The organism is Pseudomonas sp. A39 (assembly GCF_058145955.1).
In genome coordinates this window covers 96,439-121,448 of sequence record NZ_JBYVMD010000002.1, presented here as the reverse complement: position 1 = coordinate 121,448, position 25,010 = coordinate 96,439, and the positions used below count along the sequence as shown (strand labels likewise).

The window sequence follows — 25,010 nt, the reverse complement described above, 5'->3', positions numbered from 1 at the left end:
ATACTGTTACGAGACACTCACGCGTCTTCCCATGTCAGCCTTGAACGGGTCGAGACGCGGCCGCCCTGGGCGAGCGGCCGGCAGGGTTATTTCAGCAAGGCAATCAGCAGGCAGGCCACCGTGATCACCAGTGCCGGCCACTGCATCGGCATGAAAAAGAAGTGGTGGCGGACGCCATCGGCGTGCGGTTGTCGGTTCAGTACAAAGCCCAGCACGGTGTTGATCGCTGATCCCGCCCCGAAGCCGAGCAACACCTGCATCAGCGATGTGTTGCCGGGTTTGACGCTGGGGTCGGGCCACAGCCACATCAATAGCAGCACCATCGCCACCGGTGTAAACAACGTCAGCCAGCCTGCGCCGCGATAGATCATCGTTTAATCCTCAGTTGTGACGCAGCAGGCTCAAGCCAGCTCGCGTGCTTGTTGTTGCGCCGCAAACACGGCATCGAGGGTATTGAGGAACAGGTCGTGGCTCAGAATGCCGGTGGCGATGGTCGACAACACGGGTTTGCCGCTTTCATCCTTGATCACCACTTTTTCCGTCCAGGCGTTGAGGTCGACGGTGCGCAGCGACGACATTGGCACTTTGCGGCCCTGGTACTCCAGGCATGTGCGGCTGACGACGATTGGCGAGGTGGTGATTTTCAGGAAGTTGCCACTCATGCGCTTGCCCCAGACCTGCCCCGAGCTGATGCAGTTGAACGTCACCGCCCCGCCCATCTCCAGCGTCGCGATCACTGCCGGCATGCGTGCGCGAACGTGCAGCTCACGCGCAAGTTGCTGGAATTCGTAAAAGCCCTTGAGGCTCTCAATCACACGATGAAACGGCTCTGACGCGTTACGGCGATAGGCCAGGTTGGTGATCATGCCGGTCATCACGGTTTGCCCGGAGCCGAACAAGTACAAGTCTTCGATATCGGCAAACGCCGTGTACTCGCGTTGCTCGTTGATGATGCGTTCGATACCGAACTCAAACACGTTGTAACGTGGGGCGCGCAGTTTTTTGTGCCAGACGTAGGCTGCAAACACGCCCACGGCGAGTACGGCCAGCAAGGCGCTGGTGGCGTAGATCAGGGTATGCGGGTTGGCAAAGTTCAAGGCCATGCCACGGGATGTCTGGAGGTTGACCGGGCCATCGTTGCCCGGTGGCAGGATCGTGCCCAGGTACAGCACAAAACCGGCGAGGGCTAGCAACACAACCCCGAATATCAAACTGAACATCAGGAAGCCCTTGCCGTGGCGGAAACTCGCGATCAGCTCGCCAGTGGCCGAAGGTGCTTGGGTGGGGGATGACTGCATGAGAGCTTGCGTCCTTGTAATGGGTTAAGCCTTGCACCCTGTCCGTCTGGTGGCCGGGTGCACTTGGCACGGCGAGTTGGAACATGGCTAATTAATATCGTTCCTTGGGCAAATGACTTCACAGGGGCGTGAGCCTGGCCGTTCGCGGTATTGGGGTCTTTTTTTTCCTGCGTAGAACAGTGATCATCGCCCTCCCCCAAGCCCTAGGAACCAAGACCATGGAGTTGACGCTGGAAGCGGTTGCGCTTTTTGCACTGAAGCTGGTGCACGAGACGGACGGCGGCAGCCCGGTTTTGCGGGACGATCCGGTGATGGATGGGTATGAGCGAGAGGTATTCGGGCTGCTGGTGCGGCAGAGGGATTTGGCGGTGATTCAATCCAAAGTCGCGGAATGTGTTGATCAAGCGCTTGAAGCACTGGGCGGGGCCGATACCGTGATGGGTCGCGAGTTGCAGCGCTTGGCGCTGGGCGTGCGCCAAGCGTCGACATTGGATGAACTCAATGCCCCGCTCAACGCACTCAAGGATTACCTGAAAGCCATTCTGTAACGCGCGGTTCAGCGCCGCCCTTCCACCGCCATCCGCACCGCCAGCCCCATCAACACCGAGCCCATCAACCAGCGCTGCACCACCTGCCAACCCGGCCGGGTGACGAAAAACACCGCGATCGACCCCGCCATGGTGGCAATGACCGCGTTGACGCTCACGCTGATAAAAATCTGCGTGAAGCCCAGCACCAGGGATTGCATCAGCACACTGCCATGGCCGTTCGGGTCGATGAACTGCGGCAGCAACGACAAATACATCACCGCCACCTTGGGGTTCAGCAGGTTGGTCACCAGGCCCATGGTGAACAGCTTGCGCGGGCTGTCCTTGGGCAAGTCCCGCACCTGGAACGGCGAGCGCCCGCCTGGCCGTATGGCCTGCCAAGCCATGTAGGCCAGGTACAACGCGCCGCCGAAACGCAGCGCGTCATAGGCAAACGGCACCGCCATGACCAAGGCCGTGATCCCCAAGGCCGCGCACAGCATGTAAACCAAAAAACCCAACGCCACGCCGCCCAGGGAAATCAGCCCGGCCGTACGGCCCTGGCAGATCGAACGGGAGATGAGGTAAATCATGTTCGGCCCGGGCGTGAGCACCATGCCGAGCGAGATCAGCGCATAGGCAAGCCAGCTGGACACTTCAGGCATTGTTTGGCTCCTTGATCGTTATTCTGTCGACGTGAAACATTTGGCCAATGTTGTAGGCTTGGACGCCATGGTAGGGCGTTCAAAATGCGCGCGTTAGATACAGATCCGCGAGCAAAACGTCATACACCCACCGCACCACTCACCCAAAGGCAGGCCCATGATCGACTTCAACAACAAAGGCTTCTTCAAGCTCAAACAAAACAACGAATACGCCGAGCGCGTATCGGCCCTGCTGCTCGACGGCGAGGAAGTGGTCGACGCCTACAAGGCCATGCGCGACGGCGTGGTGTTTACCACCAAGCGGATTATTGCGGTGAACGTGCAGGGGATTACCGGCAGCAAAAAGGACTTTACGTCGCTGCCGTATAAAAACATCGTCGCGTATTCGGTGGAGACGTCCGGGACGTTTGATCTGGATTCGGAGTTGGAAATTTACTTTTCGTCGTTGGGCAAAGTGAAATTCGAATTCACCGGCAAGACTTCCATCGTCGAAATCTCGCGGTTGATCTCCAAGCACCTGCTGACCTGATCGGCAGGCAATTGCTTATTGTCTACAAGGCTGAGACGGCTGTACCTCGATCAAAAGGTGGGAGGGGGCTTGCCCCCGAAAGGGCCTTCCCCCACACCATCAAACTACAGCCTTACACACCTACCCCTTCCCCCTCCTCCCCCCCCCCATTCGGCAACATCCCATTCGCCAGATCATCCACCACCGCCTTCGCCATCTCCCCCAAATAATGCGCCGCCCAGGCAAAACGATCCGCGCCCGTGTCCATGGCTGCGTCCAACGCGAGCATTTTGGAACAGTGCAGCAACTCGGAGGCATGCTCCAGGGCATCGCGAATGGGTACACCTGAATTGACGCGGAATAGACGGTGGCGGTTGGGCTGCTTGCCGCAGGTGGAGAAGGTGATGACGCCGAGGGTTTTGTTGAGGGGTGGGTTGATCATTGGGCACCTCCGGAATGCGTGGAGGTGTTGAGGATGGTGTTGTGAGGGTACGGCCTGTCAGAAATGCTCATTGGCTTGACTCCTAATGTAGTGAGCCGCCACGTTCGTTTCTCATGCGAATGGGTGGCAGCTATGCGCGGGCTGAGAAACCGGGACAATAGGAACCCGGCAGACCCGAAGGTCTCCCACGCATAGCCACCATGACACAGACATGCGGGCACAAAAAAGCGCCAACAGTCTAATGGATGGTGGCGCCTATGCGCCTATTGTTTCTCGGATTCTCAAGTCCGGTCGCTGGAGTGTCAGCGACGAGTCAAACTAACAATCTTGGCGAAGTGTTGATAGTCGCGATGTGTGGCGACGTGTGTAGGAAACACATGTCTGAAAAGCTTGCCCTCATTGAGGCACAGGTTGCGGCCCTATTTTAGCCATTTGGTCGTATATGCTTGCTAGCGGAGCATGAAAGCTAGACACCATGATGCCAAAATAGTAGCTTTCTGACATGCCGTATGAGCAGTGCCCTAACGTGTATTTTCAAATTATTTCTTTGCATTGAAAGTTTTTTTGACTCAATCGACACACCGGCTTAATAGCCTAAAAATTACAGCCACCATAAATTCATATGACGCACAGAGCCGTAAAAAACAGAACAAAATACAATCATTAAAAATGGCAACTATCAAAACAGTCAAGGAGGACAACGATGAACATTATTGAAAGCATTTATATTAAAGGTTTTTGGGGGGATCACGAAGTAGGTTTCAAAGCACATGACTCCTACAACTTTATCATCGGACCAAATGGATCTGGAAAATCAACGGCTTTAAAATTGATAGCAGGCGTTTTACTCGCCGACAGAGGCTATTTATCCTCCTTAGACTTCGAATATATAAAAATAACTTTAAAGGAGCCAGGCTCTCGCAAAAAACCATATATAGAAGTTACAAGAAGCCGAGAAACTCCGTTTTTTCACTGCGACTATAAAATATTTGAGACCTCGTCTGAAAAACCATATGCATACGTACTCAGTGAAACTGACGGTTATGACAACGCACTTAGAGCAAACTATTTTCTACGCATGCAGTTAGCAGGCAAAGCTGCCGCCGGCAAGTCATTGGTCTCTCATCTTAAAGAAATGGTATCTTTAACTTGGCTATCAGTACAAAGAATTAACAAAATTGATGGAGAAAACTCTTCTGACCCATTAGATGTTAGATTAGAAGACTTCTCAAATCGACTTGTTCGCTACCTCTCTGCACTTAGCAAGAAAGTAAACCTACTACACGAAAACTTTCAGGAACAGGTTTTCTTATCTTTACTAGTTAAAGACGAAGACAAAAAGCTGCCAATACCTGTAGAAAGCAGATTAGAAAGTGAAAAATCTGCGCTCGTACAGATATTTTCTGAATTCCACGTAGACAAAAAAAATTATGTAAAAAAAGTTCAGGCTCACTTTGGAATTCTAGAGAGACTGAGAAAAAAAATGGAAGGTAATGATGCTCTTACAAACACAGAAATCATGGCTCTATTTTCTCTTCACCGAATAGAAAGCACAGTTGACTTCTGGGAGGACATCACATCAAATAAAAAGTCACTACTGGCTCCAAGGGATCGTTTCCTTGAGCTTTTGAATACTTTAATGCAACGCAAAACACTAACAATCAATGAGAGAAATGAGATTGTAATCACGACCTTTTCGGGAAAACATCTAAAGCCCAACCAATTATCATCTGGCGAAAAGCAAATACTGATTATTCTTGGGGAAGCCCTGCTTCAGGAAGGCAGAACATTTATATATATGGCAGACGAGCCAGAAATCTCATTACATGTAGCATGGCAAGAATCATTAGCAAAGAACATTACAAGCCTTAACCCCTCCGCTCAAATAATTTTCGCAACGCACTCTCCGGACGTCGTCGGAGAGCATCAAGAAAGCTTGATAAACATGGAGCGTTGCATAAAATGAATTTTTCTAGGACAAACTCTGGACTATCAAACTTTCACGCTTTTTTTGATGTTGAATATATTGTTTATACAGAGGGTGGAGACCTGACAAAGTCGGAAAGCGATGACAGTGAGGTATGGTCAATCGATTCTATTTTCTGGAGAAGTGCCTTTCGAAAATTCTTACCAAACACAAAAATAAAAATAAAATCATTGGGATCTAAAGAGTGCGTAAAACCATATGCTGAAAAAATTCTTTCGAACTCAATATCTAACTCAATAGCCGTATTTGATAGAGACTATGACATCTATAGAGGGGAATTAATGAAGCATGCTCGTATTTTATATACGCATGGCTATAGCTGGGAAAACGATGTTTGCCGCCCCGAATTACTGATTTCCATTCTAGGGGGAGTTCATCCTGACGGAAAGATCTCCGACGAGTGCATTACTGAAATAAATTTAAGGTATGCAAACTTCCTTAGGCGTATAGGCCGGATAGTATTCGTAGACCTGCTCTGCGGCATGGTAAAAATCAAAGGTGTAGATCGTGAAAAATTTTGGGCATTAATTGATACATCAAATGCTCGTGACTACAAAGTCAAAAAAGATAAATTTAAGAATCTAATCATCGATATCAAAGCCCGGCGAACAAAACCTCTGAGGTATTTTGGAAACACCCGTATAGCACCCGATTCCGACTGCTATGGAAAAATGGTATCTATGTTCTGCTACTCTATATTTTGTGAATATTATAGAACTATTACCGGCTGTAAAAATATACCCCGGCATTTCTCTGACAAAATATTCGCAGAGTCAATATTCACTTCGGATTTGACTGGCATACCGCATGTAAAAGCACATTATGAGACTATGATGGCTCGTGCTGTCGCTTAGGCATTTGCTGAATACGAAACGGGGTTAACCCCGTTTCCTTATTTTGCTCACGACATAATCTCATAAGGTCCCAACAACTTACTCGCCTGCCCCCTGCCTCATCAACATCCCAAGATAATTCCCCGCCTCCATCGGAGGCCGCTTCAACACCGACTCTGCTTCTGCGCCGCTCCCAACACCGCCGCCTGATCCAGATCCCAGAGATCCGAAATAAAGTCATCCGGATGCATCGGCTCAATGTCGTAGGCAGCCAGTATATGCGGCGGGAAGTCTTTCAAATTGAAGGTCACGATAACCTCAGCTTTACTCCGAATCGCCGCCGCCAGCACGTGACGATCATCAGGATCGGGCAGATCCAAGCTCGAACACAGATCCTCATATCCCGTAACCAAAGCGTCAGGTATCGCCTTGTCCATCATCGCTGACGTGCAATTCACTTGCTCAGCCGTGAGATCGGGTCGGTTCTTGAGTACGTTGCGCTTCCACTCCTCATGAATCTGGCTAGTCCATCTCGCTCGATACAACCCTGACAAGCCAAGCCACATCAGCAAATCCCTGAGGGCCGCCGGGTAGAGAACGCAGGCATCATATACCGCGGTAAAAGGCGAACACCTCATCCGTCATACCCCATTCCCAACTCCTGGGCCTGTTGCGCCAGCGCTTCCATTGCTTCCTGGCTTTCCTCATCTCGCCGCTGCTTGAACGCCATCAAATCCGAAAACCGGATGCGCCGATGCCGACCGGTTTTTGTAAAGGGAATGGCGCCTTCCTCCAGCATCTTGACCAAGTGCGGTCGTGAAACGTTAAGCAGGTCGGCGGCCTCCTGCGAGGTGAGTTCGGCATGCACCGGGACGACCTTGACGGCATTGCCGATCGCCAACTCGCCCAGGATATCGACCAATAAGCGCAGTGCTGAGGTTGGGAGTACGAGCGTGTGGGGTTTGTCTTCTTTGTCGAAAATGTCGATGCGCTGGGTTTCAAACTTGGTCGACAGCAGCGAGGCCAGTTCGCGTTGGCCTTGCACGGCGGCTTCGACTTCCTTTTCCAGCGGAAGGATCGTTTTGGGAAGGTGGTTGGTGATCATGATGCAACTCCGGCGACGCTTAATTCAGTTACGATCAACGCTAAACGAAACAAACGAAAATCGCAATATTCGAAACGGAAATACCGACTGAAGCCCTGTCCACTTTTCCCACACCAACCGCCGAATTAAGCCGATATCAGATTCTGATTACCCCTCGTAGGCTCACTCCCTCGCACAAGGAAGTGAGCCTTCATGTCAGAACGCTTGTACCCACCCACCGAAGAGGACTTACGCAAACGACGGATCCTGACCCCGCAGCCGTCGCGTGTGCCGTATTCGCCGTCTGTTGATTTTTTCGAGCCATCCCCTGCCCCGACACCCACGCTAACCAAACCTCCCGGCTGCGTTTTCATCAAGCCCTGCCAACTGCCTGACGGCATCACCCATTACTTCAACCCGGCCGGGTATGTACCGCTGGAGCTGATTAAGGAGTACGGCCATTTAAGCTTGCTGGGTGGGCGTGAGGTGGATAGCAGGGGCGCGGTTGCCCTGCGCAAGATCGGCGGCAGCGCATTGCCCGCAGGTTTGGGGCAGTTGGCATTGCGTTCGGCGGTTTGGGAGTCGGCGGCCACTGCCGTCGGGTCCGTCGCCGGTGGCCTGTTGACGGGTTTGGTGGCGCTGGCTTGGCCGTCGGAGCTGGGCGATAGCGCGCTCTACAGCGAGGAGCAGTTGCGTTCGATGCAACGGGCGCGCTCGCAGATGCGGTTGCATATCGAGCAACGCGAGGACGGCACGCTCAAGGGGTATGGTTTTTACACGGGCAACCATGCCGACTGGCAGATGATTGATGTGGTGCAGTTTCAAAGCCGTGGCGATCAGTTTGTAGCGGATTTGGACGAGGGCGTGGAACTGATCTGGACGCCCGCCGTTGATCCCAGTGACACGCTGGGTATTCCGGCCTTGGAGGCTGCGCCGCAGGCGCCGGTGATCTGGATTTATCCGCCGACGGAGAAAGCAGCGCAAATTCTGGTGAACCCGATTTATCCGCCGGAGTATCGGGATTTTATTCTGGTGTTCCCGGTTGAGTCGGGGGTTCGGCCGCTGTATGTGGTGGTAAACCAGCCAAGGAAAGGGCTTAGAAACCCAGACCATGATTACTTTTCTCCACCCGAAACCGAAGACATAACAGGCTTCCCGGGTCTGATTCCCCAAAAGCCTGTGACACCAAGAAAAGGCGGAGCCGGCTTACGTGAACGTTGGATAGACGCAAAAGGAAGAAAAATATTTGAGTGGGACTCCAAAAAAGGCGAGCTGGAAGTCTATCGAAACAGCGATTTGGCACACCTCGGCGCATTTGATCCTTATACCGCCGAGCGTCGAGGACCGGCGGACCCGAAACGTCGTATTTACAGATAAAAAGGAACTCGGAAAATGCTGATGAAAATCAGACTGCGATGGTACGAAAAACACAGTAATGACTTGAAGGCGGATGAGTACTCAGCCGATATCGCAGATCCAGACAATATTTTTGAAGCATTGGGTTTAGGCGAAGAAACCGCGATATACGCCGACGTATTCAACGTTCAGCCTAACTGGATTACGATTATTCAGCCGTACTTCCAGCACATGATCGAACCCGACCATCACGACTACCAACTGTCCTTCCGCTACCAAGGCGCCTGGCCACCACCCCCAAAGCAACCCAAAAAGGCGTCCTAATGCAATGAAACCCGCACTGCAAAAGCCCCTCCTCTACCGCTCAGTCAACACCCGAACCCATGGCGTGCGCCACGGCAGTTGTCGCGCCTACCGGTATGAGCGGCACACCAAAAGCGAAAAAGACAAACAATCAAATCGCGGTTCGATGCATAGCCATCAACGGCATGGTTTTGACTACACCCCACTGTTCCGGTTTCTCCTGTCCAAAGTCGGCCACCCATGGGATCAGGTGTTCAGCGAAGCCAAGGCCCGCCTGGATCGTCCAGATCCGGTATTCTGGATGGTCGCGCAACATGAAAGCGACAAGCAGGATTGCGTGAGAACGGATGAAAACAGGTACTACAGCGGCTTGTATATCGACGAAGGCGGCCTGCTGCAAAAGGTCAACCCACAGCTGACGCCCGAGCAGATGAAACCCTGCTGCAACTGCTGCACCCACACCTTCAACGGTGTGGTATGCCCACAGGGTCTACCCCACAATGGCTAACCCTCAACCCGACTTAACTCCACTCCCCGCCTCCGCCACCGGTACCCGATTCGCCGGGTCCGTCACGTCATACACATGCTGCTCACACCCCGAACCCTTGAATTGGAATTCCACCAGGTACACTTTTGCCCTCTCCGGGCGGAACGTATTCATCGCCGGCCCGCAGGTGTAGTAGTAACCCGTGCGGGTGTCGTTCGCGTAACCCGATACCGTGAGTTTCTTGCCGGGGTCGGCCTGGATTTCCAGTTGTGGAAAACGCTTGAACGTGGCGCTGGCAACGGTTTGGTTGAGCTTGGCGATCCAGTTGAAGACCTTGCCTTCGCCGGTGTCCATCACCGTGCCGAGGGCTTCCATGCGTGGGTCGGGGTCGCCTTCGCGGCTGATCGAGAAGTCGACGGCAGGAGTGCCGCCACTGGACTTCATGATGACCTTGGCGTGTTCCGCATCCACAGCCACGGTTTTCTGGCGAAACTGAATGCCGTCCTTGAGCAGGCTGGGCGATGAGTCACGTTGGTTGGATTGACAGGCGCCCAGGGCCAGGGCGAGGGAGAGCAGCACGATTCGCTTCACGGGGATGTCCTTATCGGGGAAGAGTGTGATGACTGGACCCGAATTTAAACGGATTGTTCCGTTTTAGGAGGGGATTAGCGGTGCGGCCGTTTCAAGTGCGGTCAAACACCAACCGCGCGCGCAACCCACCCTGCTCCCGGTTATGCAGCGCCAACCGGCAGCCGATCTTGCCGACGATCATTTGCACAATGGCCAACCCCAAGCCCGCGCCATTGGCATTGCCCCGGCTGTAGAACCGTTCGAACAGGCGCTCCATTTGCGCCTCATCAATTCCCGGCCCCTGGTCTTCCACGCTCAGGCAATGAGCACCAATCACCACCTTCACTTCACTGCCTGCCGGGGAAAAGTTAAGGGCATTGGTCACCAGGTTCTGCAATGCAATCGCCAACGCCGCCGGTTCGGTTTTCACCCAACATTGCTCCTCTCCTTCAAGCACCAGTTCCACACCTTTTTCCATGGCCAAGGGGGTCAACTCGGCAAGTTCTTCGCGCACCAGTTCGGTCAATTGCACACGTTCACACACGGGGTTGTTCAACTGCGGCTCGATGCGGGCCATGGTCAGCAGTTGGCTGCCGATGCGGGTGGCACGGTCGACGCCGTTGACCAAAAAGTCCAACGCCTCACGTCGCTGCGCCTCAGTGATGGCACTCTGCGCGTTCTGGGCGTGAATCCGCAGGATCGCCAGCGGTGTACGCAGTTCGTGGGCGGCGTCGGCGATGAAGCGGCGTTCGCGCTCCAGCAGCGCATCCACTTGCACCAACAGCCGGTTAAGCGCGGTTTGCATGGGTTCAAGATCGCTGGGCAAAGGCTTGAGGTGCAAGGGTTGCAAGGTCTCGGCAGTTCGCCCACGGATGGACAGGGCCATGGCGCGCAAAGGTTTGAAGCCCCAGCCGATTACCCACCAGATCAACAGCGTCAGCAGCGGCACGCCGATCAGCGTCGGCCAGAGGGTGTGGCGCATGATGCGCTGGATCACGTCCTGGCGAATGTCATCGCGCTCGCCCACCCAGATCAGCAATCCCTGTTGCGGATCGGCAAGGAGGAAGGCGCACCAGTCATTGCCGTTGTCCATCAGGTCGTGGGAACCGAGGGTCGTCGGCGGTGCCGCCAGCACGGGCGCTTCGGCGGAGCGCACGAGCAATTGACCCGCGCTGTTCCATACTTGGAAGGTCAGGCGGGTTTCATAGGGGTGGGCCACGCCATCTTTACCCACGCGACTCATGGCCTGGTCGAACGCCTGGTACAACCGCTCCCAATCCGCTTCCCCTGGATCCCGCTGGCGCAGCACGCCTTGCAGCAGGCGCGCGCTCTGGGCGAGTTGGGCGTCGTAGACTTCTTCGATTTCATGGTGGCTGTCGCGCAGCACCAGCCAGCTGATCAGGGCGTCACCCGCCAATATCAGCAGCAAGACCGGGATGAGGATACGTGCACGAACCGAGGTCATGGTTTGAGCGCCAGCACATAGCCGACACCGCGCACGGTGCGAATCAGCTCGGTGGATAACTTTTTGCGCAGGTTGTGGATCAGCACTTCCAAGGTATTGCTCTCGACCCGATCCTGCCAACCGTACAGCGCGCGGGACAACCGCTCGCGGGTCACGACTTTGCCGGGGCGCACCATCAGTTGGTGCAGCAGTTGGTACTCCATCGGGGTGACGATGATGTCGGCGTCCTGATAGCGCACTTGCTGGGTGGCCGGGTCGAGGCTGATGCCGGCGTGTTCCAACATCGGTTGTGCGCGGCCCTGGCTGCGGCGCAACAGGGCGCGCACGCGGGCTTTGAGCTCTTCGACGTCGAAGGGTTTGACCAAGTAGTCGTCGGCCCCCGCGTCCAAGCCGGCGATGCGCTCCGCGGTACCGTCGCGGGCGGTGAGGATCAGCACCGGCACGTCATGTTGCTCGGCGCGCAGTTGCTGCAACAGGTCGAGGCCGTCGAGGCGCGGCAGGCCGAGGTCGAGCAGCAACAGGTCGAAGCTTTCCGTGCGCAAGGCATGCAGGGCCGCAACGCCATCCTGCAACCAATCGAGGGTGTAGCCTTCGGCGCCCAATGCCACACGAATGCCTTGGCCGAGGGCACGGTCATCTTCGACAAGGAGTAGGCGCATAGCAGAATCTCTGTAGGAATCGGCGGCATCATGCCGGGTTCTGGCATGGGTTATTTCGGCAAAGATGTTACGGCGCGTTGCCAACTAAGGTTGCGCTAAGGTTGGTTTTGCACTGTGAAACCTCCCACCTCTGCTGAGAGCTTTTCCATGCGCAAAATTGTCCTGCTGTCCCTGATTCTCGCCAGCCCCCTGGCCGTCGCCGGCCCGCAGTGCACCACCGCCGAGCGCTCGCAATGGCAAGACGAAAAAGCCTTCCAGGACAAGCTCAAGGCTGAAGGCTACACAATCAGCAAGTTCAAAGTCACCGATGGCAACTGCTACGAGATCTACGGCTTCGACAAGGACAAGCGCAAGGTCGAGATCTACCACGACCCCGTCACCGGCAAAGCCGTGAAGACTGAGATCAAGGGCTGATGCCAGGCGAATCCCTGCGCCTGTGGGACCCGCTGGTGAGACTGTTTCATCTGTCGATCGCCGGGGTCTTTGTCGCCAATTACTTCTTTAACGAAGCAGGCGATGACTGGCATGTCTGGCTGGGCTACTACGCCATGGCCTGGCTGCTGGTACGGTGGGTGTGGGGATTTGTCGGACCGCGCAGTGCGCGTTGGGCGGACTTCTGGCCGACGCCAAAGCGCCTGACGGCCCACATGCGCTCGCTGCTCAACGGCCGGCCCCAGCATCGCCTGGGCCATTCGCCGATTGGCGCGCTGGTGATGCTGTTGATGTTGCTGGCGCTGCTGAGCATCGGCATCAGCGGTTTCCTGATGCAGGAAGTCGACGCCTTGTGGGGAGCCGATTGGCCGCTGCAAATCCACGAAACCGCTGCCAACGTGCTGCTCGGCCTGGTCTGCGTGCATGTGCTGGCGGCGGTGTTCGAAAGTATCCAGGTGCGGGACAACCTGCCGTTATCCATGCTCACCGGTCGCAGGAAGCGCCTGCCGGATGAACCTGCGCAGTAATCCTTTATCCACAGGTCCCCTATGCGCTCCGCCTTATTGATTTGCGGCCTGCTGGCGGTGTTTTTCGCCGCCTGGCAGAGCCATCCGCCCCATGTATTGGCGCCGTTTGCCCAGGCCAGCCCGAACACCGCAAAAGTCGCAGCGCCGGCGCAGTACAGCAGCCGGTTCGTGTCCACCCAGCTCACCGACTTTGTGCACTCGTCGTCCGTCACCGCCCTGCCCGGCGGCGACTTGATGGCGGTGTGGTTCGCCGGCTCCCGCGAAGGCGCGGCCGATGTGCAGGTGCGCACCGCACGCTTTGATGCACGCAGCGGCGAATGGGGCGCCGAACAGGTGCTGGCCACGCGCGAAAGCACCCGCGACGGCACCCAGCGCTACATCCGCAAGTTGGGCAACCCAGTAATCGCCCTGGGCCCGGATAAACGCCTGTGGATGTTTTACGTGTCGGTGTCAGTCGGCGGCTGGGCTACCAGTGCGATCAACCTGATGGTGTCGGACGACCTCGGCGCCAGTTGGTCGGCGCCAAGGCAACTGGTGACTTCGCCGTTCTTCAATATCAGCACCCTGGTGCGCGCCGCGCCGGTGTTCCATGCCGACGGTTCCATCGGCCTGCCGGTGTACCACGAGTTCATGGGCAAGTTTGCCGAATACCTGTACCTGAGCGCCGATGGGGCGGTGATCGATAAATTCCGCATCAGCCGCGGCAAGAATTCCCTGCAGCCGACCATCGTGCCGCTGGATGGCCAGCGCGCCGTAGCGATGTTGCGCTATGCCGGTGACACCCATCACCGCGTGCTCGCCACCCGCACCGAAGACGCCGGGCAAACCTGGAGCGAGCCGTATCCGTTGGAGCCGGCCAACCCCAATTCATCGCTGGCAGCAGTGGCCACGCAGGACGACGGCTTGCTGGTGGCCCTCAACGATCTGCAGGACGGCCGCTTCAAACTCAGTCTCTACGGCACCGACGCCCAGCTCAGCCAATGGCGCACGGTGGTGCAGCTGGATGAGTCTCCCGACCCGCTCGGCCAGCCATTCTCACCCGAGGCCTATAAAGAAATCATCGGCGAAGGTTTCCGTGCTTCCAGCGGCGCCCGGCGTTTGCCGTTGGAGCAGCGCTTCCTCAGCAACCTCGACTACCGGGTGTGCAAACCCCGTGGCTGCGATTTCGAATACGAGTACCCGTATTTCAGCCGCAGCCCGGACGGCATGTACCACTTGGTCTACTCGTGGAATAACACCTTTATCAAACATGTCAGCTTCAACGAAGCCTGGCTGGCGGAGCGGCTGTGATGGTTTATTTGTGGCAGGCGCATTTGAGTTTTGTGCTGTTGGGTTTTGTGTTCCTGAGCCTGTTTCGATTCACCGCGCCGTGGCGGCCGTGGTTGCTGCCGCTGTTGGCGGCGGTCAGTTTTATCCCGGTCAATGAATTGCCGCTGGCGGCGTATGTGCGCAGTTTTACCGATGACCTGGCGATCAGCACGTTGGTGTTGCTGGCGTGGGTTGCACTCAGTCGACTGGGCGTGGTGCAGCCGCTCAATCGACGGCACCACGTGCAGACGCTAATGGTGTTTGGGCTGTTGAGCCTGGCCCTGTACCCGGCCACGTTGGGCCTGACCTACTTCGATCCGTACCGCTGGGGCTTCAACCCCCGGCCGATGATTGTGCTGGTGGGCGCGGCCGCACTGCTGATGCTGTGGCTACGCAATGCCCAGGCGGTGTGGATGCTGGCGATCGGCACGCTGGCCTTCGCGCTGCGGCTCAAGGCGTCGGAAAACTATTGGGATTATCTGGTCGATCCGCTGTTGGCGGGTTACTGCATCGTCGCTGGACTGATGCCATTCAAACTGTGGGAGGGGGCTTGCTCCCGATGGCGGCGTGTCAGCCAGCACCTCCGGCACTGAACCACCGCCATCGGGAGCCCCCCGTCTCCCACATTGGATTTGTGTTGTTTTAGAGAATGGGAAAAATGATGAGTGCGTTGCAATCACGCCGCCTGCGCTACGGCGTGGGCGCGATCGGGTTGGTGTTTGCCTTGCTGGCCGCATTGCGGCTGGTGTTTGTGCTGGGTTTTTCCGGCCTTGATTTGAGTACCCCGGCACTGCTGGAAACCCTGGGCATCGGCCTGCGTTTCGACCTGCGCCTGGCGGTGCTGCTCCTGCTGCCGCTGGCGCTGCTGGCCTGGATTCCACGCTGGAACCTGACCACCCTCCCGGCCCTGCGCTGGCTGGCCCGCGCCTATCTGGTGGTGGCGCTGGCCGTGGTCGGCCTGGTGTACATCGTCGACTTCGGCCACTACGCCTACCTCGGCGTGCGCATCAACGCGACCGTGCTGCGTTACCTGCAAGACGCGCAGATTTCACAACAGATGGTGTGGGAAACCTACCCGGTGCTGTGGATAACCGCGTGCTGGCTGGCGGCGGTGGCCTTGTGGGTGTGGGCGCTGGTCTGCCTTGAGCGGTTGACCCTGGACCGCGCGCCCAGCACCCGCGGCAAACTGTCATTGGTGGCTGTTTCCGTCATCGGCGTGATCGGTGTGCTGCTGGCCCTGCTCGGCCGTGTCGCCCATCTCAACCTTGAGAACCCGGTGCCGCTGCGCTGGAGCGACGCGTTCTTTTCCGGCAACCCGCAGGTGGCCGCCGTGGGGCTGAACCCGGTGCTGTTTCTGTACGACACGCTCAAGGTCGGCCAATCGCAATTCGATGAGGTCCAGGTGCGCGAGCATTACCCACAGGTCGCCCACTACCTGGGCGTCGACCGCCCCGATGCCCAGCAACTGAACTTCATCCGCGAACAAGGCGTGCAGCCCTATCGACTGGCCGGCGAGCGAGCGCCCAACGTGATCTTCGTGATGCTCGAATCCCTCGGCACCAGCGCTGTCGGCGCCTACGGCAACCCACTCAACCCCACGCCGAACCTGGACAAACTGGCCACGCAAAGCTGGTTCTTCAAACACTTCTACGTGCCTGTCACCGGCACCGCCAAGACCGTATGGGCGAGCATCACCGGCGTGCCCGACGTCACCCGCCAGGAGACTGCCACCCGCAACCCGCTGATCACTCGGCAACACACGCTGATCAACGCGTTCGAGGGTTACCAGAAGTTCTACATGATCGGTGGCAACGCCGGCTGGGCCAATATCAATGCCTTGATCCGCCAGAGCATCGACGGCGTGCAGCTGTTTGAAGAAAACCATTGGCGCTCGCCACGGGTAGACGTGTGGGGCATTTCCGACCTGGATCTGTTCAAGGAAGGTGACGAACTACTGCGCGCGGTCCCGAAGGACCAACCCTTCTTTGCCTACCTGCAAACCTCCGGCAATCACCGTCCGTTCACCATTCCCAAGCACAACGATGGCTTCCAGGTCCGCGACGTGACGCTGGAGCAGGCCCAAGCCGCCGGTTCACGCAGTGTCGAGCAATACAACGCCGTGCGCCTGCTGGACTACAACATCGGCCGGCTGATGGAAATCGCCAAGGCGGGCGGTTACTACGACAACAGCATCTTTGTGTTCTTCGGCGACCACAACACCCGTATCAGCCAGATTCCGCACATGGCGCCGGCCTTCGAACAACTGGGACTGGAGAGCAATAACGTGCCGTTGCTGATCCACGCACCCGGCCTGCAACCCCGGGTGATCGAAGAAGCCGTCGGCCTGGCGGACTTGCTGCCCACCGTGGCCGGCTTGGCGGGTGTGCCGTTTAGTCACGGCACGATGGGGCGGGATATCCAGCAACCGGCACCGGAAGGCGAACGCATGGTGCCGCTGGTGTTGCGCGAGGGGACCTTCCCGGTGATCGGCGGCGTGACCCGCCACTTCCTGTTGCAGATGCAGCATGACGGCAGCTCACCGACCCTGCACGACCTGGCATCGCCCACCCCGCGTGACGACGTGGCTGCGCTGCATCCCGATGAGTTTAAGCGTTTGCAGGGGCTGACCCGAGGCCTGCATGAGAGCGCGCGGTTGATGCTGTTCAGGAATGTGCGGGAGTGATTATTTGTCCTGGAACGTTTCGAGGTACGCCAGGATGTTCTCGATCTTCTCCTGGTCACTGATGCCCCAGAAGATCATCCGCGTGCCACTCACCACTTTCTTCGGGGCCTCGATGTAAGCCGCGAGTTTGTCGCGGGTCCAGACCACACCGGAGTTCTTCATCGCATCGGAGTACTGATAGTCAGCGGTCGTCCCCGCAGGGCGTCCGATGATGCCGTTGAGTTCCGGGCCAAAGCCGCCGCGCGCGCCTTCGCCGATACTGTGGCAACCGCCGCAGGTCTTGGCGAAAAGCTTACCGCCCGCCTCGGCATCGCCCGCAGCAAACGCCGAGTGGGTATTGAGTAACAGGACGAGGGAGAGTAACGCGTACTTCATGATGGCTCCGCATCGGGCAAGGAGGGAGCGATTATGCCTGTATCCGCTGCGCTGCGCCGTTCGAGGAAACACTCTCTAAACCGCTCTAAAACGACCACCCATCGCCCCACAGACATCCAATCGAACCTATTCCAACCCATTCCACTCCACCTTACTGAACCCATGATGGAGGAGTAAGGATCATGGCTCAGCCATCGATTTTGGTACTGGAAGACGACGAAATCATTCGCGCGTTAATGGTGGATGTGCTGGAAGATTTCGGTGCAGTCGTCACGTCTTTTCCTTCGGCGGATGAGGGAATGATTTACCTGGAGCGGGCCGATGATCCGGTCGACTTGATTGTCAGCGATATCCAGATGCCTGGTTTACTCAATGGCTACGATTTGAGCCGCGTGGTTGCACACCGCTGGCCGTCGGTGCCCGTGCTGCTGACCTCCGGTAACACGAAAATTGCGTCGCAGCTGGGGGGGTCGGTGCGGTTTCTGCCCAAGCCGTGGAGCACTGAGCACTTGATTGAGTGTGTGCAAACAGCATTGACACAGCAAGGCATGTCCATGCATTGATAGCGTCGCGATATCACGCTTACCGAACTTCGTTGCAGGCTCGGAGGTCATTATTGATGCAAGGAGCGACTTTTCTGATCCGTCGGTCAGCCTTTTCGCCTTGTGCGCTCAGTTGCCGACGATGAGTTGTGTAGAATTGTCGCCCATTTCCATGCGTCATTCATGGCCGAGAGGCCCACAGTTCGAGCTCATTGAATGCATTCACAGGCCCCTGACGTCGGTGCGCCCTCAACGCTGGAAGCGCTGCGCACCGGTACGGCCCTGCTGCACGTGGCGCTGGAAAAGCGCTTGCCGTTTTTTTCCGAGCGTTTGGATGCCAGCTGGTATCAGCGCTTACTCCAGGCGTACTACGGCTTTTATGCGCCGATGGAAGCGGTACTGTACGACGGTGAGTTGATCCCCGAAGGCTTCGACCCGGTGATGCGGGTGAAAACGCCTACGCTGGTGAACGACCTTCACGCCCTTGGCCTGAATGACCGCGCTATCAACACCCTGCCCCGCTGCGCCAACCTGCCGCCCCTGGATACTCCCGCCGCCTGCCTGGGTGCCCTGTACGTGCTGGAAGGCGCGACCTTGGGTGGCCAGGTACTGCGCCGGGAAATGGCCGAGCGCCTGGACGTGAGCGGCGACAACGGCGGCGCGTTCCTCAACGTATACGGCGCCGAGACCGGCCGTCGCTGGAAAGAATTCCTTGATTACCTGGGCCGCCTGCCGCTGGACGCTCTCGCCAGACAGCACGCTGTGGACGCCGCCCGTTCGACATTCAGCTGCTTTGAGCAATGGCTCGACAGCCAGGAGGTACTGCTATGAAACCCGACGATTTTGAAGAGCTGCTTGCCAACTGTGCCGACGAGCCCATCCGCTTTCCAGGGGCGATCCAGCCCCACGGCGTGTTGCTGACGTTGTCGGAGCCGGACCTGAAGGTCATTCAGGTCAGCGCCAACATCGGCACCTTGTTCGGGCATGCGCCCGAAGCGCTGCTGAACCAGCCGCTGCACACCCTGGTGGGCACCGAGCACGCCAAGGCCGTCGCCGCCATGGCCGAAAACAACACGTTTTTCGACGCCCCGCCGCTGCACGTCAGTTTTAACGGCGCGGAGTTCGAAGGCCTGCTGCATCGCCATCAAAACGTGCTGGTGCTCGAGTTCGAACCCCTGCTCAAGGATTTCCGCCCACGGGCGCTCAACGGTCGCACCAGCGACCTGGGCAAGATGCTGCAACGCCTGCAGTCGGCAAAAACCCTGCAAGCGCTGTACGAAATCAGCGTGAATGAAATCCAGGCCATGACCGGCTACGACCGTGTGCTGATCTATCGCTTCGAAGAGGAAGGCCACGGCCAGGTGATCGCCGAGGCGTCCGCGCCGTCCATGGAGCTGTTCAACGGACTCTTCTTCCCTGCGTCCGACATCCCGGAGCAAGCCCGCGAGCTGTATCGCACCAACTGGCTGCGCATCATCCCGAATGCGGCCTACGAGCCGGTCCCCCTGCTGCCCAAGCTGCGCCCGGACACCGGCCAGCCGCTGGACTTGAGTTTTGCCACCCTGCGCAGTGTGTCGCCGATTCACTGCCAGTACATGCAGAACATGGGCGTGTTGTCGTCCATGAGTATCTCGCTGATGAAGGGCGACAGACTCTGGGGCCTGATCAGCTGCGGCAACCGCCAGCCACTGTTGGTGCCTAACGACCTGCGCACCGCCTGCCAGACCATCGGCCAGGTACTGTCGTTGCAGATCAGCGCGATGGAAGCCCTGGACCTGAGCCGCCAGCGCGAGGAGAAAGTCGAGGCTTTGGCCCTGCTGGATCGGGCGATGAAGGCGTCGGAAGTGAATGTATTCGACGGCCTGGCACAGCAAGGTCAGTTGCTGATGGACCTGACGCTGTCCGGCGGCGTGGCAATCATCGAAGACAAGCAACTGCACCGCTACGGCAACTGCCCGGAACCGGCGCAGATCCGCGCGTTGCACAGGTGGCTGCAGGAGAGTGGCGAGCCGGTGTTTTCCAGCCATAACCTGGCGTCGGTCTACCCGCCGGCGGTGGAGTTCCAACAGATAGCCAGTGGTGTATTGGCCATGAGCTTGCCCAAGCCCGTGGATAACGGCGTGCTGTGGTTCCGCCCGGAAGTGAAAGAGAACATCAACTGGAGCGGTGACCCGACAAAGCCGCTGGACCTGGAAAATTCCGACGCCGGCCTGCGCCTTCGCCCACGCACCTCGTTTGAAATCTGGAAGGTAGAAATGGCCGGCATCTCCACCAAGTGGAGCCATGGCGACCTGTTTGCGGCCAACGACCTGCGCCGCTCCGCGCTGGAAAACGACCTGGCGCGCCAGGTGCAACGTGAGCAACAAGCCGTGCGTGCGCGTGATGAGCTGGTGGCGGTGGTGTCCCATGACTTGCGCAACCCGATGACCGTGCTTTCCATGCTCTGCGGCATGATGCAAAAAGCCTTCAGTTCCGATGGCCCACATACTTCGCGGCGGATTTCCTCGGCCATCGACACCATGCAACAGGCCGCCGCGCGCATGAACGTGCTGCTGGAAGACTTGCTCGACACCTCGAAAATCGAGGCCGGACGCTATGTGGTCAAGCCGGTTGCGCTGGACGTGAGCCAGATGTTCGAAGAGGCCTACTCGTTGCTCGCACCGCTGGCGATGGAGAAAGGCATCGACCTATCGTTCAACGCCGAGCCCGGGCTGCAGATCAATGGCGACCCCGAGCGCCTGTTCCAGGTGCTGTCGAACCTGATCGGCAACGCCATCAAGTTCACGCCGCGTCAGGGCAATATCGGCATCAGCGCCATGAGCAATGGCGAAGAAATTGTCTTCTCGGTACGCGATTCCGGCGAAGGGATTGCGCCGGAACAACTGCCGCATGTGTTTGATCGCTACTGGACCCAGACGGAAAACAACCCGACCGGTAGTGGGCTGGGGCTGTACATCACGCAAGGTATCGTCCAGGCCCATGGCGGCAAGATCGTTGCCGAGAGTGAAGTGGGTCGGGGGAGTGAGTTTCGGTTTACGGTGCCGAGGGTCATCGAAGACTCGTATACCTGACGCGGTAAGAATGTAAGGTTTGCGTGGGAGCCGGGGTTGCCCGCGATGGGCATAGGTATCTACACCACGCTGGGTACGGCGCTGGACCTGTGGCGAGGGAGCTTGCTCCCGTGGCGGCCTGACAGCTGACCTGGATGTTGGATCGGACCGGGTACATATCTGTTATTTAGGTAACGGCCACTATGGGTTCCGCTTTTACAGCGGCTCACTTTTGAAGAGCGCAAAAGTAAGCAAAACGCTCTTGCCCCAACACTCGGCACCTCGCTCACGCTCGGTGTGCCCGTAATCCGACAGGTATTTGGGGGGCCGCCGCCACGCGCCATCCATGGCGCGGGGCGGCTAAACCGGCATCCCTGCCGGTTTACCCCCCAAATCCCTGTCGAATTCCGGCCAGCGTGTTTGACGGGGCGCCTGAGATCAAAAGCTAGATCAAGATCACGATCAAGAGCGGCTCGCTTCGCATCGTGGTTACGTGGTTGCTACAACGTTGTGTAGTTAGTTATGGCTATCGCAACTTGTTTTGCATTGCCAGGTAAACCTCATACGGGCAACACCACCACTGCCTCCAACCCTCCGCCCTGGCGTTCTGTCAGGGTCAGCGTTCCGCCGTGCTCCAGCACAATCGCCCGTGCGGTCGATAACCCCAGCCCGACACCGCCGGTGCTTTTGTTGCGCGAGCCTTCGAGGCGATAAAACGGCAGGAACACCTGTTCCCGATATTCAGCCGCGATGCCGGGGCCTCGGTCCAGCACCCGAATCACCACTTCTTCCGGCCTTTGCTGCAACTCGATCTCCGGCGCCACGCCGTAGTGGATCGCGTTGTCCATCAGGTTGGTCATCACCCGTTTGAGGCCCAGGGGCCGGCCGAAGTACACCAGGCGCGGGGGGCCACGAAAGGTGAGGTCGAGGGACTGGTCGCGGTAGTCATCGATCAGGGTTTGCAGCAATTCCGCCAGGTCCAGTTGGGTGGCCTGCTCCAGGCGGGCGTCGTCGCGGAAAAATTCCAGGGCGGTGTTGATCATGGCTTGCATTTCATCGACGTCGCGGAACAGTCGCTGTTGTTGGTCCGCATCTTCGATGAACTCACCGCGCAGGCGCAGGCGGGTCAAGGGTGCGCGCAGGTCATGGGAGATGGCCGCAAGCATTTGGGTACGGTCCTGGATGAAGTGTCGCAACTGCGCCTGCATGCTGTTGAAGGCAAGAATCGCCTGGCGCAGTTCAAGAGGGCCCATCGGTTCGATGGGCGGCGCACGGAAGTCGGCACCGAAACGTCGCACGCCCAAGGCAAAGTGTTGCAGAGGCCGAGCCAGGCGACGGGTCGCGACCAGGGTGACCAGCGCGGTGGAGATCAGCACCAACAGCGCCACGATCAGATGGCGCGCGCCATCGTCCAGCCCCCAACTGCGCGACGACGCGCTGAACATCAGCCAGGACCGGTCAGCCAATTGCACCAGCAGCGCGTAGTGGCCGTTGCCCTCCGGCCAATCGGAGGGTTCATAGGCTTCCATCGGACGAGGCGGCCCCTGGAGCAGGTGCTTGAAGACCTGCTCGCCCGAGTGGAAATCAGGATCGTTCAGAACGGGTAAACCCAGCGCCTGCCGCTGGGCCGCCCACGTCACCTTGAACCCCTCATCCCCCACCGCCTGGGCCAGACGTGCCCGTTGTGGCGGCTCCGAGGCCTCGACTACGCGCACCACCACGGCGATTTTTTCCAGCAATCCGGTTTCGGCCAGCGGCGGTCGTGCCCACACCCCTGCCAGCTGTACAAACAAGGCGTTGAACGCCAGGGCGGTAAGCATCGCGACCAGGATGGTCAGGGCAATCCAACGGGCCACCGTATCGCGCGGTAGTCGGCTCATGAGCGGGTCACACTGGCGGTGAACTGATAACCGCCATTGCGCACCGTGCGGATCATTGCCGGGCGCTTGGTATCGAATTCCAGCTTGCGGCGCAGGCGGCTCACTTGCACGTCGATGCTGCGATCGAACGCGTCATGGCTATGGCCCCGCGCCAGGTTCAGCAGTTGCTCGCGGGTCAGTACGCGCTGGGGGTGTTCGGCGAACACCAGCAGCAGGTCGAATTCACCGGACGACAGCGGGATCATCACGTGGTCGGGCGAACGCAGCTCGCGGCGCATGAGGTCCAGCTGCCAGCCGGCAAAATGGATCAACGGGCGCGCGACCTCGCCCACGGGCGCCCGGTGTTCACCCGCCCGGCGCAATACCGCCCGCACCCGCGCCAGTAATTCGCGGGCGTCGAAGGGTTTGCTCAGGTAGTCGTCGGCCCCCATTTCCAGGCCCACCACGCGGTCGCTGAGTTCGCCCATGGCCGTGAGCATGATCACCGGCGTGGCGTATTGCTGGCGCAGGCGCTGGCAGAGCAGCAAACCGTTATCGCCGGGGAGCATCAGGTCGAGAATGATCAGGTCGGTAGGCTGGCGCTCCATGGCCGCCCACAGCTCGGTGCCACTGGCCACGGTCTCGACCGCATAGCCGTGTTGCAGGAAAAATTTCTTCAGCAGGGCGAGGACTTCGAGGTCATCGTCCACGATTAACAGGTTGCTCACCGGCAGGCTTCACTGGGCTGGGTCGAGGTGCCATCTAAAACCATTCGACGCGGCCCGTCATATATTTCAATCGTGCAATAAAGCGTCAACGGCGCAATAAACCAGACATCTTTGCGCAAGACCACAATGCCAGGATCGGCCTCCTTTTTGCGGAGACTGTGCCCATGCGTTCGCTGACCTACCCCCAGCATCTGGCCCGCCAGGCCGTGCTGTTGCTGACTGTATCTTACCTGACGGGCTGTGCGAGCCCGGCCCCCGTAACACCCACCACCGGCTGCGCGCAGGTGAGCTCGCCCGTCTATGACCCGGGCGAGCCGGTCAACCGCAGCGTGTTTGCATTCAACCGCGCGGTGGATCACTACGCCCTGGCACCTGTGGCTCGCGGTTACCGTGACCTGCCAGATTTTTTTCAACAGGGTGTGCATAACTTCGCGAGCAACTTCAGCGAGCCGAAGGTGTTTATCAACGACGTGTTGCAAGGCAACCCGCGCCGCTCAGTCAATACCCTGGGGCGTTTTGCTGTGAATACCACGGTGGGCGTGGTGGGGCTGTTCGATGTGTCGGACCGCTTGGGCATCCCGCGCCATACAGCCGACTTCGGCCAGACGTTCGGCGTGTGGGGTGTCGGCAATGGACCGATTGTGGAATTGCCATTGCTGGGCACCAGCAACAGCCGGGATGCGGCAGGCAAAGTGTTGAGCTTCCTGGTTTCACCGCTGGGGGATAGCGATACGGTGCAGACGCTGGGCACCATCAGCCTGATAGGCGGCACTGTCGATACAAGGGCCTCGCTGTTACCGCTCACCGACAGCCTGCAGAAGCTACCGGATTACTACAGCGCGTTACGCAATGTGGTGGCGGAAAATCGGCTGGCCTTTGTGCAGGAGGGTAAAGAAGGCGCGACCTCTCCCGGGCTGGACGGCTGCGCGAAGGGCCGCGCGGATGACTTCTGATTCGAACCCCGCAGGGCAGTCATATCTTGCAGCAGCGTGTTTATAGCCGACCCGCTTTGGCCTCTATAAGTTTGGCCTCACTTCGCTCCGACAGGCGAAGTAACCCTCTGCTCAATAGAAGGAAACATCCATGCTTAGCGCTATCAACCACTCACTGGGCAATATTCAATACCCTCCCCTGCAGCAGGATGATGCAGAGCCCCAGCGCAAGAAGCGCAGCGCTGATGCAATGCACACGCAACCGTACGCTGCCGACGCCCCCCACACAGCAGCCAACGACCGGCCCCGCAAGAACGGCGGCGGGCTAGACAGCCTGGGTCAGGGCAACATCCTTTAAACCGCCTGATGCGAAGGGCAGTGCACGGCCCT

At 58.1% G+C, this 25,010-nt stretch carries 28 protein-coding genes and 1 pseudogene; 17 read left to right on the top strand and 12 right to left on the bottom strand.

What is annotated here, in order from left to right; genetic code table 11:
• Nucleotides 1-86: 86 nt before the first annotated feature.
• Together AC3ZU9_RS02195 and AC3ZU9_RS02190 are read right to left on the bottom strand one after the other, a co-directional pair.
• Nucleotides 87-371 (bottom strand): hypothetical protein, encoded by a 285-nt coding sequence (locus AC3ZU9_RS02195; RefSeq protein ID WP_015885776.1) that lies wholly within the window; start codon nucleotides 369-371, stop codon nucleotides 87-89.
• A gap of 30 nt (nucleotides 372-401) precedes the next feature.
• On the bottom strand, nucleotides 402-1,298 hold the full coding sequence (locus AC3ZU9_RS02190) for a hypothetical protein (RefSeq protein WP_490090266.1): 897 nt from the start codon (nucleotides 1,296-1,298) through the stop codon (nucleotides 402-404).
• A 218-nt stretch (nucleotides 1,299-1,516) separates the two neighbouring features.
• On the opposite strand from AC3ZU9_RS02190, the gene AC3ZU9_RS02185 reads away from it, so the two are divergent.
• On the top strand, nucleotides 1,517-1,846 hold the full coding sequence (locus AC3ZU9_RS02185) for a hypothetical protein (RefSeq protein ID WP_064052067.1): 330 nt from the start codon (nucleotides 1,517-1,519) through the stop codon (nucleotides 1,844-1,846).
• Nucleotides 1,847-1,854: 8 nt separating this feature from the next.
• Here AC3ZU9_RS02185 and AC3ZU9_RS02180 read toward each other — a convergent pair whose 3' ends face one another.
• Nucleotides 1,855-2,490: a LysE family translocator gene (locus AC3ZU9_RS02180; protein WP_015885779.1), complete on the bottom strand. Its 636-nt coding sequence runs from the start codon at nucleotides 2,488-2,490 to the stop codon at nucleotides 1,855-1,857.
• Between the two features lie 157 nt (nucleotides 2,491-2,647).
• Here AC3ZU9_RS02180 and AC3ZU9_RS02175 point away from each other — a divergent pair, with 157 nt between their 5' ends.
• On the top strand, nucleotides 2,648-3,019 hold the full coding sequence (locus AC3ZU9_RS02175) for a PH domain-containing protein (RefSeq protein ID WP_015885780.1): 372 nt from the start codon (nucleotides 2,648-2,650) through the stop codon (nucleotides 3,017-3,019).
• Between the two features lie 112 nt (nucleotides 3,020-3,131).
• Here AC3ZU9_RS02175 and AC3ZU9_RS02170 read toward each other — a convergent pair whose 3' ends face one another.
• Nucleotides 3,132-3,440 (bottom strand): DUF3077 domain-containing protein, encoded by a 309-nt coding sequence (locus AC3ZU9_RS02170; RefSeq protein ID WP_490090265.1) that lies wholly within the window; start codon nucleotides 3,438-3,440, stop codon nucleotides 3,132-3,134.
• Between the two features lie 703 nt (nucleotides 3,441-4,143).
• Here AC3ZU9_RS02170 and AC3ZU9_RS02165 point away from each other — a divergent pair.
• Together AC3ZU9_RS02165 and AC3ZU9_RS02160 are read left to right on the top strand one after the other, a co-directional pair.
• On the top strand, nucleotides 4,144-5,406 hold the full coding sequence (locus AC3ZU9_RS02165) for an AAA family ATPase (RefSeq protein ID WP_490090264.1): 1,263 nt from the start codon (nucleotides 4,144-4,146) through the stop codon (nucleotides 5,404-5,406).
• A complete protein-coding gene (locus AC3ZU9_RS02160) occupies nucleotides 5,403-6,281 on the top strand; it encodes a DUF4435 domain-containing protein (RefSeq protein WP_490090263.1) in 879 nt (292 codons plus the stop codon). Before AC3ZU9_RS02165 ends, AC3ZU9_RS02160 begins: the two co-directional genes overlap by 4 nt.
• Before the next feature lie 47 nt (nucleotides 6,282-6,328).
• Here AC3ZU9_RS02160 and AC3ZU9_RS02155 read toward each other — a convergent pair.
• Nucleotides 6,329-6,898: pseudogene (locus AC3ZU9_RS02155) on the bottom strand (VapC50 family PIN domain-containing toxin).
• Nucleotides 6,895-7,365 (bottom strand): helix-turn-helix domain-containing protein, encoded by a 471-nt coding sequence (locus AC3ZU9_RS02150; protein WP_015885783.1) that lies wholly within the window; start codon nucleotides 7,363-7,365, stop codon nucleotides 6,895-6,897. The pseudogene AC3ZU9_RS02155 and the gene AC3ZU9_RS02150 overlap by 4 nt, the downstream one beginning before the upstream one ends.
• A gap of 192 nt (nucleotides 7,366-7,557) precedes the next feature.
• On the opposite strand from AC3ZU9_RS02150, the gene AC3ZU9_RS02145 reads away from it, so the two are divergent.
• From AC3ZU9_RS02145 to AC3ZU9_RS02135, 3 genes are read left to right on the top strand one after another with little or no spacing between them, the layout of a single operon-like run.
• Entirely contained in the window at nucleotides 7,558-8,721 is a 1,164-nt protein-coding gene (locus AC3ZU9_RS02145; RefSeq protein WP_490090262.1) for an S-type pyocin domain-containing protein, read from the top strand.
• A gap of 15 nt (nucleotides 8,722-8,736) precedes the next feature.
• Nucleotides 8,737-9,024: a colicin E3-like toxin immunity protein gene (locus AC3ZU9_RS02140; protein WP_490090261.1), complete on the top strand. Its 288-nt coding sequence runs from the start codon at nucleotides 8,737-8,739 to the stop codon at nucleotides 9,022-9,024.
• Between the two features lie 4 nt (nucleotides 9,025-9,028).
• Nucleotides 9,029-9,511: a hypothetical protein gene (locus AC3ZU9_RS02135; RefSeq protein WP_490090260.1), complete on the top strand. Its 483-nt coding sequence runs from the start codon at nucleotides 9,029-9,031 to the stop codon at nucleotides 9,509-9,511.
• 3 nt (nucleotides 9,512-9,514) lie between these two features.
• Here AC3ZU9_RS02135 and AC3ZU9_RS02130 read toward each other — a convergent pair whose 3' ends face one another.
• From AC3ZU9_RS02130 to AC3ZU9_RS02120, 3 genes are all read right to left on the bottom strand, one after another.
• Nucleotides 9,515-10,081, bottom strand: a complete 567-nt coding sequence (locus tag AC3ZU9_RS02130; protein WP_015885787.1) for a hypothetical protein — start codon at nucleotides 10,079-10,081, stop codon at nucleotides 9,515-9,517.
• A 91-nt stretch (nucleotides 10,082-10,172) separates the two neighbouring features.
• Nucleotides 10,173-11,525, bottom strand: coding sequence for a sensor histidine kinase (locus tag AC3ZU9_RS02125; RefSeq protein WP_490090259.1), 1,353 nt, complete (start codon nucleotides 11,523-11,525; stop codon nucleotides 10,173-10,175).
• Entirely contained in the window at nucleotides 11,522-12,184 is a 663-nt protein-coding gene (locus tag AC3ZU9_RS02120; protein ID WP_015885789.1) for a response regulator, read from the bottom strand. The genes AC3ZU9_RS02125 and AC3ZU9_RS02120 overlap by 4 nt, the downstream gene beginning before the upstream one ends.
• 147 nt (nucleotides 12,185-12,331) lie before the next feature.
• Between AC3ZU9_RS02120 and AC3ZU9_RS02115 the strand changes: the two genes are divergently transcribed.
• The 5 genes from AC3ZU9_RS02115 to AC3ZU9_RS02095 all read left to right on the top strand — a co-directional run bounded on the left by AC3ZU9_RS02115 (nucleotide 12,332) and on the right by AC3ZU9_RS02095 (nucleotide 17,134).
• Nucleotides 12,332-12,598 (top strand): PepSY domain-containing protein, encoded by a 267-nt coding sequence (locus AC3ZU9_RS02115; RefSeq protein ID WP_490090258.1) that lies wholly within the window; start codon nucleotides 12,332-12,334, stop codon nucleotides 12,596-12,598.
• Complete coding sequence (locus AC3ZU9_RS02110) at nucleotides 12,598-13,143, top strand: cytochrome b/b6 domain-containing protein (RefSeq protein WP_015885791.1); 546 nt, start codon at nucleotides 12,598-12,600, stop codon at nucleotides 13,141-13,143. Before AC3ZU9_RS02115 ends, AC3ZU9_RS02110 begins: the two co-directional genes overlap by 1 nt.
• A 21-nt stretch (nucleotides 13,144-13,164) precedes the next feature.
• A complete protein-coding gene (locus AC3ZU9_RS02105; protein WP_490090257.1) occupies nucleotides 13,165-14,433 on the top strand; it encodes a sialidase family protein in 1,269 nt (422 codons plus the stop codon).
• A complete protein-coding gene (locus tag AC3ZU9_RS02100; protein ID WP_490090256.1) occupies nucleotides 14,433-15,044 on the top strand; it encodes a hypothetical protein in 612 nt (203 codons plus the stop codon). Before AC3ZU9_RS02105 ends, AC3ZU9_RS02100 begins: the two co-directional genes overlap by 1 nt.
• Before the next feature lie 68 nt (nucleotides 15,045-15,112).
• Entirely contained in the window at nucleotides 15,113-17,134 is a 2,022-nt protein-coding gene (locus tag AC3ZU9_RS02095) for an LTA synthase family protein (RefSeq protein ID WP_490090255.1), read from the top strand.
• Here the strand turns inward: AC3ZU9_RS02095 and AC3ZU9_RS02090 are convergent, their stop codons facing one another.
• On the bottom strand, nucleotides 17,135-17,509 hold the full coding sequence (locus AC3ZU9_RS02090) for a c-type cytochrome (protein ID WP_015885795.1): 375 nt from the start codon (nucleotides 17,507-17,509) through the stop codon (nucleotides 17,135-17,137).
• A gap of 182 nt (nucleotides 17,510-17,691) precedes the next feature.
• Here AC3ZU9_RS02090 and AC3ZU9_RS02085 point away from each other — a divergent pair, with 182 nt between their 5' ends.
• The 3 genes from AC3ZU9_RS02085 (at nucleotide 17,692) to AC3ZU9_RS02075 (ending at nucleotide 21,122) form a co-directional block, all read left to right on the top strand.
• Nucleotides 17,692-18,072 carry a response regulator gene (locus tag AC3ZU9_RS02085; RefSeq protein WP_015885796.1) on the top strand — a complete coding sequence of 127 codons (381 nt, stop codon included), beginning with the start codon at nucleotides 17,692-17,694 and terminating at the stop codon, nucleotides 18,070-18,072.
• 195 nt (nucleotides 18,073-18,267) lie between these two features.
• Nucleotides 18,268-18,882: a biliverdin-producing heme oxygenase gene (locus AC3ZU9_RS02080; RefSeq protein WP_015885797.1), complete on the top strand. Its 615-nt coding sequence runs from the start codon at nucleotides 18,268-18,270 to the stop codon at nucleotides 18,880-18,882.
• Nucleotides 18,879-21,122 (top strand): ATP-binding protein, encoded by a 2,244-nt coding sequence (locus AC3ZU9_RS02075; RefSeq protein ID WP_490090254.1) that lies wholly within the window; start codon nucleotides 18,879-18,881, stop codon nucleotides 21,120-21,122. The genes AC3ZU9_RS02080 and AC3ZU9_RS02075 overlap by 4 nt, the downstream gene beginning before the upstream one ends.
• Nucleotides 21,123-21,661: 539 nt before the next feature.
• Here the strand turns inward: AC3ZU9_RS02075 and AC3ZU9_RS02070 are convergent.
• Nucleotides 21,662-22,981: a sensor histidine kinase gene (locus AC3ZU9_RS02070; RefSeq protein ID WP_122811861.1), complete on the bottom strand. Its 1,320-nt coding sequence runs from the start codon at nucleotides 22,979-22,981 to the stop codon at nucleotides 21,662-21,664.
• Nucleotides 22,978-23,688 carry a response regulator gene (locus AC3ZU9_RS02065; protein WP_122811860.1) on the bottom strand — a complete coding sequence of 237 codons (711 nt, stop codon included), beginning with the start codon at nucleotides 23,686-23,688 and terminating at the stop codon, nucleotides 22,978-22,980. Before AC3ZU9_RS02065 ends, AC3ZU9_RS02070 begins: the two co-directional genes overlap by 4 nt.
• Nucleotides 23,689-23,852: 164 nt before the next feature.
• On the opposite strand from AC3ZU9_RS02065, the gene AC3ZU9_RS02060 reads away from it, so the two are divergent.
• Together AC3ZU9_RS02060 and AC3ZU9_RS02055 are read left to right on the top strand one after the other, a co-directional pair.
• The gene (locus AC3ZU9_RS02060) at nucleotides 23,853-24,641 is read left to right on the top strand and encodes an MlaA family lipoprotein (RefSeq protein WP_122811859.1); all 789 of its coding nucleotides are present in this window, start codon (nucleotides 23,853-23,855) and stop codon (nucleotides 24,639-24,641) included.
• 130 nt (nucleotides 24,642-24,771) lie between these two features.
• The gene (locus tag AC3ZU9_RS02055) at nucleotides 24,772-24,978 is read left to right on the top strand and encodes a hypothetical protein (protein WP_490090253.1); all 207 of its coding nucleotides are present in this window, start codon (nucleotides 24,772-24,774) and stop codon (nucleotides 24,976-24,978) included.
• The last annotated feature ends 32 nt before the right edge of the window (nucleotides 24,979-25,010 follow it).

Excerpts from the sequence above, each read along its gene's own strand:
- AC3ZU9_RS02070 (WP_122811861.1), bottom strand. The coding sequence starts at position 22,981 with ATGAGCCGACTACCGCGCGATACGGTGGCCCGTTGGATTGCCCTGACC.
- AC3ZU9_RS02085 (WP_015885796.1), top strand. The coding sequence starts at position 17,692 with ATGGCTCAGCCATCGATTTTGGTACTGGAAGACGACGAAATCATTCGC.
- AC3ZU9_RS02165 (WP_490090264.1), top strand. The coding sequence starts at position 4,144 with ATGAACATTATTGAAAGCATTTATATTAAAGGTTTTTGGGGGGATCAC.
- AC3ZU9_RS02160 (WP_490090263.1), top strand. The coding sequence starts at position 5,403 with ATGAATTTTTCTAGGACAAACTCTGGACTATCAAACTTTCACGCTTTT.
- AC3ZU9_RS02120 (WP_015885789.1), bottom strand. The coding sequence starts at position 12,184 with ATGCGCCTACTCCTTGTCGAAGATGACCGTGCCCTCGGCCAAGGCATT.
- AC3ZU9_RS02125 (WP_490090259.1), bottom strand. The coding sequence starts at position 11,525 with ATGACCTCGGTTCGTGCACGTATCCTCATCCCGGTCTTGCTGCTGATA.
- AC3ZU9_RS02170 (WP_490090265.1), bottom strand. The coding sequence starts at position 3,440 with ATGATCAACCCACCCCTCAACAAAACCCTCGGCGTCATCACCTTCTCC.
- AC3ZU9_RS02110 (WP_015885791.1), top strand. The coding sequence starts at position 12,598 with ATGCCAGGCGAATCCCTGCGCCTGTGGGACCCGCTGGTGAGACTGTTT.
- AC3ZU9_RS02060 (WP_122811859.1), top strand. The coding sequence starts at position 23,853 with ATGCGTTCGCTGACCTACCCCCAGCATCTGGCCCGCCAGGCCGTGCTG.
- AC3ZU9_RS02080 (WP_015885797.1), top strand. The coding sequence starts at position 18,268 with ATGCATTCACAGGCCCCTGACGTCGGTGCGCCCTCAACGCTGGAAGCG.
- AC3ZU9_RS02095 (WP_490090255.1), top strand. The coding sequence starts at position 15,113 with ATGAGTGCGTTGCAATCACGCCGCCTGCGCTACGGCGTGGGCGCGATC.
- AC3ZU9_RS02175 (WP_015885780.1), top strand. The coding sequence starts at position 2,648 with ATGATCGACTTCAACAACAAAGGCTTCTTCAAGCTCAAACAAAACAAC.
- AC3ZU9_RS02075 (WP_490090254.1), top strand. The coding sequence starts at position 18,879 with ATGAAACCCGACGATTTTGAAGAGCTGCTTGCCAACTGTGCCGACGAG.
- AC3ZU9_RS02195 (WP_015885776.1), bottom strand. The coding sequence starts at position 371 with ATGATCTATCGCGGCGCAGGCTGGCTGACGTTGTTTACACCGGTGGCG.
- AC3ZU9_RS02145 (WP_490090262.1), top strand. The coding sequence starts at position 7,558 with ATGTCAGAACGCTTGTACCCACCCACCGAAGAGGACTTACGCAAACGA.
- AC3ZU9_RS02180 (WP_015885779.1), bottom strand. The coding sequence starts at position 2,490 with ATGCCTGAAGTGTCCAGCTGGCTTGCCTATGCGCTGATCTCGCTCGGC.
- AC3ZU9_RS02135 (WP_490090260.1), top strand. The coding sequence starts at position 9,029 with ATGAAACCCGCACTGCAAAAGCCCCTCCTCTACCGCTCAGTCAACACC.
- AC3ZU9_RS02140 (WP_490090261.1), top strand. The coding sequence starts at position 8,737 with ATGCTGATGAAAATCAGACTGCGATGGTACGAAAAACACAGTAATGAC.
- AC3ZU9_RS02190 (WP_490090266.1), bottom strand. The coding sequence starts at position 1,298 with ATGCAGTCATCCCCCACCCAAGCACCTTCGGCCACTGGCGAGCTGATC.
- AC3ZU9_RS02055 (WP_490090253.1), top strand. The coding sequence starts at position 24,772 with ATGCTTAGCGCTATCAACCACTCACTGGGCAATATTCAATACCCTCCC.
- AC3ZU9_RS02185 (WP_064052067.1), top strand. The coding sequence starts at position 1,517 with ATGGAGTTGACGCTGGAAGCGGTTGCGCTTTTTGCACTGAAGCTGGTG.
- AC3ZU9_RS02100 (WP_490090256.1), top strand. The coding sequence starts at position 14,433 with ATGGTTTATTTGTGGCAGGCGCATTTGAGTTTTGTGCTGTTGGGTTTT.
- AC3ZU9_RS02115 (WP_490090258.1), top strand. The coding sequence starts at position 12,332 with ATGCGCAAAATTGTCCTGCTGTCCCTGATTCTCGCCAGCCCCCTGGCC.
- AC3ZU9_RS02090 (WP_015885795.1), bottom strand. The coding sequence starts at position 17,509 with ATGAAGTACGCGTTACTCTCCCTCGTCCTGTTACTCAATACCCACTCG.
- AC3ZU9_RS02150 (WP_015885783.1), bottom strand. The coding sequence starts at position 7,365 with ATGATCACCAACCACCTTCCCAAAACGATCCTTCCGCTGGAAAAGGAA.
- AC3ZU9_RS02105 (WP_490090257.1), top strand. The coding sequence starts at position 13,165 with ATGCGCTCCGCCTTATTGATTTGCGGCCTGCTGGCGGTGTTTTTCGCC.